This is a genomic window from Allobosea sp., from assembly GCF_048595345.1.
Lineage (GTDB): Bacteria > Pseudomonadota > Alphaproteobacteria > Rhizobiales > Beijerinckiaceae > Allobosea.
Genome location: NZ_JBMDWH010000071.1, coordinates 1 through 9,707, shown reverse-complemented (window position 1 = coordinate 9,707; position 9,707 = coordinate 1). Strand labels below are relative to the sequence as shown.

Sequence of the window (9,707 nt, the reverse complement as noted above, 5' to 3'; positions counted from 1 at the left end):
GGGCTGCGGCTCTCGCAAAACCGTCCATCGATGGTTAGATGCCTGCCATGCTCCGCCTCATGCTGCTCCGCCACGCAAAATCGAACTGGCCGGCCGGCGTCGCCGATCGCGACCGGCCGCTGGCGGCGCGCGGGCGGGAGGCCGCGCCGCTCATGGGCGGCTATCTCGCCGAAGAGCTGCTTTTGCCCGATCTCGTGCTGATCTCGCCGGCCCGGCGCACGGTCGAGACCTGGGAGTTGATCGCGCCGATGCTGCCGGAAACGCCCGCCACGCAATACGAACCCCGCATCTACGAGGCCCGCACCTCGGCGCTGCTCGACGTGGTGCAGGAGACCGCGCCCGTGGTGAAGACCCTGCTGATGATCGGGCACAATCCCGGTATCGAGGATCTGGCCCAGAGCCTGACCGGCCATGGCGACCGCTATGCGGCGGCGCGCATGAGCCAGAAATACCCGACCTGCGGGCTCGCCGTGCTGGATTTCGCGATCGAGGACTGGCGCGACGTCGCCGAGCGCGGTGGCCGGCTGGACCGTTTCGTGACGCCCGCCTCGCTCGGCGAGGGGCCGGACGACTGACGGTAACGGCGTGAGCGACATTTCCTATCTCGACACGGCCCGCAGCGCGGCCTTGGCCCTCGGCGACAGCCTGCTGGGACTCGCCCGGCCGAGGCTGCGGCTGGGGATCACCGGCCTGTCGCGCTCGGGCAAGACGGTCTTCACGACGGCTCTGATCCAGAACCTGATCGAGGGGGCTTCCCTGCCGGTGCTCAAAGCCGCCGCGCAGGGCCGGATCGCGAAGGTGCGGCTGGTGCCGCAGCCCGATGCCGACGTGCCGCGTTTTCCGTATGAGGCGCATCGCGCCGCGATGACCGGCGAGGCCCGGCGTTGGCCTGAATCCACCCGGCGCATCTCGGAATTGCGGGTCGAGATCGACTATGAGCGGGCCGGGGGCTGGTTCAAGGGGCCGGCGACCCTGACGCTCGATATCGTCGATTATCCGGGCGAATGGCTGCTCGACCTCGCCCTGATCGGGCAGGACTACAAGGCCTGGTCGGCTCAGGCGGTGGCCGATGCGCGCAAGGCGCATCGGCGCGAGGCGGCCGCCGCCTGGCTGGCCGATCTGCCGCGACGCGACCCGGACGGAGCGCCCGACGAGCTGGCCGCCGAAGCGGCGAGCGAGCTGTTCAAAGGCTATCTGGCCCGGCTGCGCGCCGATCCCGAAGCCGTCGCGGTGACGCCGCCGGGGCGCTTCCTGATGCCCGGCGATCTCGAAGGCTCGCCGGCTCTGACCTTCGCGCCGCTGGACCTCGGACACGACCGGGAGGTGCGGCCCGGGACGCTGGCGGGACTGATGGCCGAGCGTTTCGAAGCCTATAAGCGCGTCGTGGTCGCGCCGTTCTTCCGCGATCATTTCGCGCGGCTCGACCGGCAGATCGTGCTGGTCGACGTGCTGGCGGCGCTCGATGCCGGGGCGCCGGCGCTGGCGGATCTGGAGACTGCATTGGGACAGGCGCTTGCCGCCTTCTCGGTCGGGCGCAATTCCTGGCTGTCGAGCCTGTTCGCCCCGCGCATCGACAAGGTTCTCTTCGCCGCGACCAAGGCGGACCACGTCCATCATACCAGCCATGACCGGCTCGCGGCCGTGATGTCGCATCTCGTCGCGCGTGCCGCGGCGAGGGCGCAGGGCGCCGGCGCCAAGGTCGAGGCCATGGCGCTGGCGGCGGTGCGCGCGACGCATGAAGTCCGCATCCGGCAGGGGCGCGAGGAGCTGCCGGCGATCGCGGGCGTGCCGGAAGCGGGCGAGGCGATCGACGGGCAGGTCTTCGACGGTCTCGCCGAGGCGGCGGCGTTTCCGGGCGAGCTGCCCGAGCGAGCAGAGGCGATCTTCGACAAGGCGGCGTCATGGCAGGTGCGGGCGCCGCGCTTTCGCCCGCCGCTGGTGCAGCCGGATGCGGGCGGGCGCCTGAAGCCGCCGCCGCAGATCCGCCTCGACCGTGCGCTGGAATTCCTGATCGGGGACCGGCTCGCATGAACCGGGATGACGACGAGGCCGTGAGGGTGAACCGGGCGCCCCGCGCGATACGACTGGGCGATGCGGCGGCGCAGGTCGATGCCGGCCTTGGGCGCGGCGATGTCGCGATCCTGCCGGAGAGCGAGCCGATCGACGCCGTGCTCCCGGCCGAGGCGCCGGTGCGGCGCCGGAGCGTCTCCTGGGGGTCGCTCTTCGTCGCGGGGCTCTCGGGCTTCCTGGCGCTGGCCGCCGGCGTGTGGGTGGAGAAGACGGTCGGCGACCTGATGAGCCAGAACCCGGCGCTGGGCTTTGCCGCGCTGGCCTGCGCAGGGCTCGCGGCGCTGGCGCTGCTGGTCATGTTGGGGCGCGTGCTCCGCGACATCCTGCGGGAACGCAAGGTGGAGGCGCTGCGGGAGAAGGCCGCCGGCCTCCTGACCGCCGGGACGCTGGACGAGGCCAAGGCCCTCGCGGGCGATCTGGCGGGTCTCTACAAGGGCCGGGCCGAGACGGCCAAGGGGCGCGCCGAGCTCGACGCCGCGCTGCCGCAGCTCTTCGCGCCGCGCGATGTGCTCGGCGTGGCGGAGCGGGCCCTGCTCGTCCCGCTCGATGCCCGCGCGCAGGCCGAGATCGCCGGGGCGGCGCGGCGCGTCTCGCTGGTGACGGCGGTGAGCCCGCGCGCTCTGGTCGATATCCTGTTCGTGCTCGTCGCCTGCGCGCGGCTCCTGCGCAGCATCGCCGGCATCTATGCGGGCCGGCCCGGCACGCTCGGCCTGCTCCGGCTGGCGCGGCAGGTGCTGAACCATCTCGTGTTGACCGGCGGCATGGCGGCGGGTGATGCGGTGATCCAGCAGGTGCTGGGGCAGGGGCTGGCCGCGCGGCTCTCCGCCAAGCTGGGCGAGGGCGTGATCAACGGCATGCTGACGGCCCGCATCGGGCTCGCGGCGCTCGCCGTCTGCCGGCCTCTGCCTTTCGTGGAGGCGCAGGCGCCCACGCTCTCCGATGTGGCGGGCGATCTCACCGGCTGGCGCGGCGGCGGCGAGCCCGCGTGAAGCCCGGCGCCGGGCAGAAACTGCCGGGCAGGACACATCTTGCCCGGCCGATGCTGGCCCGAAAGGCCTGATAAACCATCCAAGTCCCTGATTTTGCTGGCCTGCCTCCATGGCACGGGGCGTGCAGATTTGACCTCGGGTTGAGGGCCGTCCCGGTGGGGCGCGCAGGTCCAGGTGAGGGTTCCATGGGTGTTTTCAGTGCGCTGACGACAGCGGTTTCGGGGATGACGGCGCAATCATACGCGCTCGAGAACATCTCCGGTAACATCGCGAATTCGCGGACGGCGGGCTACAAGCGGGTCGATACGACCTTCTCGGACCTGGTGCCGGATTCGGCGCTGAACCGGCAGACGGCCGGCTCCGTTGCCGCCTACAGCCAGGCGACCAACACCATCCAGGGCGATCTCAACGCCACCCGCATCGACACCAACGTCGCGATCAACGGTGATGGCTTCTTCGTGGTCGACCAGCGCCAGAGCGGCGTCGGCGCCAACACCACCTTCAGCAACAAGAACCTCTACACCCGCCGCGGCGATTTCGATTTCGACGCCAACGGCTATCTGGTCAACGGCGCCGGCTACTTCCTCAAGGGGTTGAAGATCGATCAGGTTACCGGGCAGCTCGTCGGCACGCAGCCGGAGGTGCTCCGCATCACCAAGGAGCAGTTCCCGGCCAAGGCCACGACCTCAATCGAGTACCGCGCCAACATCCCGGCAGTGCCCGCGACGACCCAGAAGACGCAAGGCGGCAGCGAATTTCTCAATGCCGCCTCGGTGACGGCCGCCGGCACCGCGCCCAACCCCTATGCGGCCAACGCTGCCGTCATGGGCAACAACATCAGCAGCTTCCTGGCGACGTCGATCCCGGGCGGGTCGGTCACGGTTTATGACGCGTTGGGCAAGGCGACCAGCGTCGAGATGCGCTGGGCCAAGATCGACAACGGCAACGCCGGCCCGCCCGTCACCACCGGTACCTGGGGGCTGTTCGTCGCGCAGGATACCAGCGCCACCGCCGGCAACCAGGTCGCCTATGTCCAGGCCGGCCAGAATGTCAGTTTCGGGACGGCGGGGCAGATCGTGGCGCCTGCGACTGGCGACATTCTGCTCCCGACGATGACGATCAATGGCACCAACATCACCGGCATCAACCTCACGACCGGCGGCAACGGCCTGACGCAGAACGGCGACGTGAGCGGCCAGATCGATGCCCGCAGCATCCGGCAGGATGGCTATACGGCGGGCACGCTCGACCGCGTCTCGGTGTCGGCCGAAGGGCAGGTCGTGGGAACCTTCTCGAACGGGCAGGTCGTCGCGCTGGCGCAGGTCTCTGTGGCGCGCTTCAACGCCGATAATGCGCTGAAGCGTCTCGATGGCGGTGCCTATGAGGAGACCATCGAATCCGGCGCCCCGATCATCGGTCTGGGCACCTCGCAAATGGTGGGCGGCAATGTCGAGCAGTCCAACACGGATATCGCCGACGAGTTCTCGAAAATGATCGTCACCCAGCAGGCCTATTCGGCCAACACCAAGGTGATCAGCACGGCCCAGGAGATGCTCTCCTCGGTGTTCAACATCATCCGCTGAACGGCGGTGGACCCGGCGCCCAGAAGGAGCGTCGGCAGTGGCAGGAGTGAGCGATGGGGCTCAGCACCTCTCTCAGCACGGCGATCAACGGGCTCAGTGCCACGCAAGTTGGCATCGGCGTCGTTTCGCAGAACGTCGCCAATGCCGGGACCGCAGGCTATGTCCGCCGCGCGGTCTCGACCACCGACAGTCTCTCGGGCCTCACGATCGGCGTGCAGAGCACGCAGGTCCAGCGGCTGCTCGACACCATCGTGCAGAGCCAGCTCTGGCAGGAATCCGCCGGCGCCGGCTATACTGCGACCCGCGCGAGCGCGCTTGGCAATCTCGACCAGCTCTATGGCGCGCCCGGCAGCGCGACCGCGCTCGACACGATCTACAACAAGTTCACCAGCGCCCTGCAGGGGCTGCAGAACGATCCATCCTCCTACAGCCTGCGCTCGCAGGTTCTGGACAATGCGAGCACGCTGGCGCGCCAGCTCAACACCCTGTCCAAGGGCGTCCAGACGCTGCGCACCCAGGCGGAGAGCGGAATCGCCACGGGCGTCTCAAAAATCAACGAGCTGCTGGGGGCGCTGACGAAGGTCAATGCCCGGGTAACCGCCAGCCAGAACGATCCGGCGGCGGCGGCGCTCAAGGATCAGCGCGACTCGATTCTCTCCGAGCTGTCGCAGTATGTCGACATCAAGACCACCGAAGACGCTCGCGGTGCGATCAGCATCGTGACCGGCTCGGGGATGCAGCTTTTCGACGGGCAGGCCTCGGTCTCCTTCGAATTCGATCAGCATTCCGACGTGCAGCCCGGCGATGTCTGGAACAGCGACCCGGCCAAACGCGGCGTCGGCACGATCACGATGCGCGACGCAAGCGGCAACAAGACCGATGCGATCGCCAACAACGTCTTCCGGTCGGGCTCGATCGCGGCCAATATCGAGCTGCGCGACAAGACCCTGGTCCAGGCGCAGGCGCAGCTGGACGAAATCGCGGCGCAGATGTCCAAGGCGCTGTCCGACCGTGAGGTCGCCGGCACCGCCGCCACCAGCGGTGCCGCGACCGGCTTCAACGTCGATCTCACCGGGCTGCAGGCCGGCAACAGCATCACGCTCGACTACCAGATCACCCCCGGCGGCCAGACGCGGCGCTACACCTTCGTGCGGGTCGACTCCGCCGCCTCGCTCCCGCTGCCGGCCTCGGCGCAGGGGGACGTCAACAACCAGGTCGTCGGCATCGATTTTTCGGGCGGTACGGCCTCCGTCGCGAGCCAGATCCAGAGCGTGGTCGGAGCCGGCTTCCAGGTCTCGGGCACGGGCACGACGCTGCAGATCCTCGACGACGGGGCCACGGGCACGCGCGACGTGCTGGGCCTGACGGCGCGGCCGACGAACACCGCGCTCTCCGCGGCCGGCGGACCGGCCGAACTGCCCTTCTTCGTCGACGGCTCCGCCGGCAAGGTCTTCACCGGCTCCTATGAAGGTCGCTCGCAAGCCATCGGCTTTGCGGGCCGGATCACCGTCAATCCCGGGCTGGTCGCCGATCGCTCGCTGCTGACCCTGTCGACGCCGACCACGGCGCAGGGCGACGCCACCCGCCCGCAGCTCATGCTGGACCGGCTGACCTCCAGCCAGCGGGCTTTCACCACTGCCGTCGGGCTCGACGGCAACAACGCCACCTCCAACATGACGGTTTCGGCCTTCGTGCAGCGGGTGGTGTCGTCGCAGGGGCAGATCGTCGCCTCCGCCAAGAGCCTCGATCAGGGGCAGCAGGTTGCCCTGTCGGCGATCCAGAGCCGATTCCAGGCCACGGCCCAGGTGAATGTCGACCAGGAAATGTCCCAGCTGATCGAATTGCAGAACGCCTACGCCGCCAATGCCCGCATCATCTCCACGGTCAAGGAGATGATGGACGTGCTGATGAGAGTGTGAGGGCCGGATGACCATCAACGCCTACGGCACCGGCGCCTATCGCGCCGCCAGCGGCCCGAGCTTCGTCGGACAACGCGCGCAGTTCGACGATCTGCAGCGCCAGCTCGCTTCCAAGGAAAAGAGCACCAGCTATGGAGGGCTCGGCGCCGACCGCACGGTCAGCCTCGACCTCAACGCCAAGCTGACCACGCTGGATTCCTGGCTGGACGGCATCCAGCTCGCCAATACCAATCTCAAGCTGATGTCGAACGGTGTCGGCACCTTCGGCAAGCTCGTGGCCGATGCCCGCAACAACATGACGTCGAACAGCTATCTGCCGACCGCGTCGGGTCAGACGGCGCCGCAGATCCTGGCCGCGGACAAGGTCAAGCAGACGCTGGACATGCTCAACACCTCCGTGAACGGGCGCTACCTGTTCTCGGGCAAGACCTCGGATGTCGAGCCGACCGCGACCTTCGACCAGATCATGAACGGTGACGGCGCCGGCCGGGCTGGCGTCAGGCAACTCATCGACGAGCGCCGGCAGGCCGATCTCGGCTCCGGCCTCGGGCGCCTCACCGCGGGCGGCGCCGGAGCGAATGCGACGATCGCAGAGGAAGCCACGGTCCATCCCTACGGCTTCAAGCTGGCGGGCGTGACCAAGACGGGGACGGGTCTCACAACGGCGCTGACCGCAGGCCCGCCGGCGAACCTCGCCGTGACCGTCGCGGCCCAGCCTCAGGCGGGCGACACGCTCAGCATCAACCTCAACCTGCCCGATGGCACCGCCACGACGATCACCCTGACGGCACGCGCGGCGGGGACGACCGGGCCCGCCGCCACGGGTTTCGAAATCGGCACCGACGTCAACGCCACGGCCACCAATCTGCGTGCCGCGATCACCGCCGCGCTCGGTACCGAGGCCAAGACCACACTCTCTGCCGCCTCCTCGCAGGTGGCGGCGCAGGACTTCTTCGCCGGCAGCGCCAGCAACCCGCCCAAGCGGGTGCCCGGGCCGGGCTTCGCCACCGCGACGGCGCCCCCCGCCAACACCGGTGCGGCCGCGACTGCGACGGTGATCTGGTACAAGGGCGATGATGGGGCCGATCCGGCCCGCTCGACCTCGACCGTTCAGGTCGATCAGGGCCAGCGCGTGGGCGTCGGTGCGCGCGCCAACGAGCAGGCCTTCCAGGTCGGGCTCGCCCAGTTCGCGATCATGGCGAGCGAGACCTTCTCCGCCAGCGACGACACCGCGCAGGCCCGCTACAACGCCATGGCGGCGCGCGTGAACGACCGGCTCGGCTTCGGCGGGACGACGCAGAAGCCGGCGGAGGTGCTGACCGAGCTCGGAACCGCGCAGAGCGCGCTGGACAGCGCCAAGACCCGGCACCAGACCACCAAGGACTACCTGACCACCACGCTCGGCAACGTGCAGAACGTCACGACCGAGGATGTGGCGACCCAGATCCTCGCCCTGCAGACGCAGCTCCAGGCGAGCTATCAGGTCACATCCATGCTCTCGAAGCTCACGCTCACCAGCTATCTGTGAGGCGGCCGCCCCTGGCGGTGCGGGCGCGGCTGCCGGCAGGCCGGATCAGGCGCTCGAAACGACAACGCCGCCCGGAAGGGCGGCGTCCTTGCATTCGGCAGCGATCCGTGCCCGGCCGTTCGCTCGGCCGGCTTACCGTCCGCGCAGGCCGGCCGCGATGTCGCGGTTGATGTTGACCAGCACGCCGAGGCTCTGCGCCTGCGGCGCCAGCATGATCTGAATCGTGTGGTTGAAGATGAAATTGGCGAGGCTCAGGATGTTCTGCTTGATGCCGACGGGCAGCGGATTGTCCTCGGCCGTGACGGCGGAGACCAGCAGCATCCAGAGACGGCGGTTATAGGTGAGAGCATCGTCGAGATCGCGTTCCCGGCTGCCCCAATCCTCGGCGACGGTCTGGAGGCGCGTGGCCGCCTTGATCAGCAGCGAGGCTTCGAGTTCACGGGGGGTGACGACAGCCTGGGCGGTCTTGGCGGCGGCGGCGTAAGCGTTAAACCCGTTTTGCATGCGCGATCAGATCCGCTTCGTAGGCGATCAGCTTCTTGGCTGCCTTCAGAGCCTTGTACAGCTCGTCGTTTAAAATGCGGTTATTGATTTCGTGAATATGCGGCAGAGCGCTCGGAGCGGCCGTGACGAAATCCTGAACCAGCTCGAAATAGGTCTGGTAGTCGCGCGTCGGGTCCTGATGCAGATACATCAGCTGGATCGCGAGATAGATCTTCTTGGCCGGGCTATCGGCGGTGGCCCCGGTGAGGATGTCCTTCTCGCGCAGGATCGGCGCGTCGCCCTCGATGAAGAAGCGCGTGCGCTGCTCGTCGTTCCGGATGACGACCTGGCCGATAATGATGCGCTCTTTGGGCTTGAGCTCGACCTTGAGGGCCATGCGCGGATGCCTTCTGGCTGGTCGGAAGCGGCGCGCGGGGCGCCGTCCCCGTCTTACTGGAAGAGGCGCAGAACGCCCTGGTCGGCCTGGTTGGCCAGCGAAAGAGCGGTCTGGGAGAGCTGCTGGCGGGTGTTGAGGGCGAGCAGGCTGGCGCCTTCCGCGTTGGAGTCGGCCGCGACCAGCGAATCCGCCCCCTGGGTCAGCACGTTCGACAGCTCCTTGGTGAAGTCCTGCCGGGTCTGGGCGACCGAGAGGTTGGAGCCCAGCGTCGAGGACAGGGACTTCAGCGACGTGATCGCGCTGTTCAGCGAGGCTGTCGCCTTGTCGAGGTCGGCATCGTTCTGAAAGTTGAAGAAGCCGGCAAGTTGGGTATTGACGGCCTGGGTGATGCCCAAATTGTCGGCGCTCAGCGTCGAGCCCTGAATGTCGAGCTTGGTCTGATTGGTGCCCGTCTTTTCGTTGAAGATGATCGAGAGGCGGTCGCCCTGGAGCAGATTGATGCCGTTGTAGCTCGCATCCTTGGCCAGCTGGTCGATCTGCGCGCGCAGATCGTTGAACTGCTGAATGAGGTTGGAGCGGACCGCCGAGGTGATATTGGACGAGGTGATCGTCGAGGTGCCGACGGCGGCGTCCGCGGCCGCAAAGCCGATCTTGGTGTTGCTGGTGCCGGTGCCGGCGGCGACCTTCGCGGCGGCGGCGTCCGCGCCGACGCCGAAGCCGAAGTCGACCGTCTCCGAG

General features: G+C 68.2%; 9 protein-coding genes. 6 read left to right on the top strand and 3 right to left on the bottom strand.

Annotation, left to right across the window (positions count from 1 at the left end; genetic code table 11):
* The first annotated feature begins 47 nt into the window (after positions 1-47).
* The 6 genes from ACOJTB_RS08445 to ACOJTB_RS08420 all read left to right on the top strand — a co-directional run bounded on the left by ACOJTB_RS08445 (position 48) and on the right by ACOJTB_RS08420 (position 8,089).
* Positions 48-575, top strand: coding sequence for a SixA phosphatase family protein (locus tag ACOJTB_RS08445; protein WP_420102086.1), 528 nt, complete (start codon positions 48-50; stop codon positions 573-575).
* A 19-nt stretch (positions 576-594) separates the two neighbouring features.
* Positions 595-2,031, top strand: a complete 1,437-nt coding sequence (locus ACOJTB_RS08440; protein ID WP_420102085.1) for a YcjX family GTP-binding protein — start codon at positions 595-597, stop codon at positions 2,029-2,031.
* Positions 2,028-3,059: a YcjF family protein gene (locus tag ACOJTB_RS08435; RefSeq protein WP_420102084.1), complete on the top strand. Its 1,032-nt coding sequence runs from the start codon at positions 2,028-2,030 to the stop codon at positions 3,057-3,059. The genes ACOJTB_RS08440 and ACOJTB_RS08435 overlap by 4 nt, the downstream gene beginning before the upstream one ends.
* Before the next feature lie 185 nt (positions 3,060-3,244).
* Positions 3,245-4,642, top strand: a complete 1,398-nt coding sequence (locus ACOJTB_RS08430; RefSeq protein ID WP_420102083.1) for a flagellar hook protein FlgE — start codon at positions 3,245-3,247, stop codon at positions 4,640-4,642.
* A 53-nt stretch (positions 4,643-4,695) separates the two neighbouring features.
* Entirely contained in the window at positions 4,696-6,561 is a 1,866-nt protein-coding gene (gene flgK / locus ACOJTB_RS08425; RefSeq protein WP_420102082.1) for a flagellar hook-associated protein FlgK, read from the top strand.
* A gap of 7 nt (positions 6,562-6,568) precedes the next feature.
* Positions 6,569-8,089: a flagellin gene (locus tag ACOJTB_RS08420; protein WP_420102081.1), complete on the top strand. Its 1,521-nt coding sequence runs from the start codon at positions 6,569-6,571 to the stop codon at positions 8,087-8,089.
* A gap of 132 nt (positions 8,090-8,221) precedes the next feature.
* On the opposite strand, the gene flaF is transcribed toward ACOJTB_RS08420, so the two are convergent.
* From flaF to ACOJTB_RS08405, 3 genes are all read right to left on the bottom strand, one after another.
* A complete protein-coding gene (flaF, locus tag ACOJTB_RS08415; RefSeq protein WP_420102080.1) occupies positions 8,222-8,593 on the bottom strand; it encodes a flagellar biosynthesis regulator FlaF in 372 nt (123 codons plus the stop codon).
* Complete coding sequence (flbT, locus tag ACOJTB_RS08410; protein ID WP_420102078.1) at positions 8,577-8,969, bottom strand: flagellar biosynthesis repressor FlbT; 393 nt, start codon at positions 8,967-8,969, stop codon at positions 8,577-8,579. Before flbT ends, flaF begins: the two co-directional genes overlap by 17 nt.
* Before the next feature lie 53 nt (positions 8,970-9,022).
* On the bottom strand, positions 9,023-9,707 hold a 685-nt coding region (locus ACOJTB_RS08405; protein ID WP_420102077.1), incomplete at its 5' end, for a flagellin.

Coding starts and splice junctions, on each gene's coding strand:
- ACOJTB_RS08445 (WP_420102086.1), top strand. CDS start 48: ATGCTCCGCCTCATGCTGCTCCGCCACGCAAAATCGAACTGGCCGGCC.
- ACOJTB_RS08435 (WP_420102084.1), top strand. CDS start 2,028: ATGAACCGGGATGACGACGAGGCCGTGAGGGTGAACCGGGCGCCCCGC.
- ACOJTB_RS08430 (WP_420102083.1), top strand. CDS start 3,245: ATGGGTGTTTTCAGTGCGCTGACGACAGCGGTTTCGGGGATGACGGCG.
- flgK (WP_420102082.1), top strand. CDS start 4,696: ATGGGGCTCAGCACCTCTCTCAGCACGGCGATCAACGGGCTCAGTGCC.
- ACOJTB_RS08420 (WP_420102081.1), top strand. CDS start 6,569: ATGACCATCAACGCCTACGGCACCGGCGCCTATCGCGCCGCCAGCGGC.
- flaF (WP_420102080.1), bottom strand. CDS start 8,593: ATGCAAAACGGGTTTAACGCTTACGCCGCCGCCGCCAAGACCGCCCAG.
- flbT (WP_420102078.1), bottom strand. CDS start 8,969: ATGGCCCTCAAGGTCGAGCTCAAGCCCAAAGAGCGCATCATTATCGGC.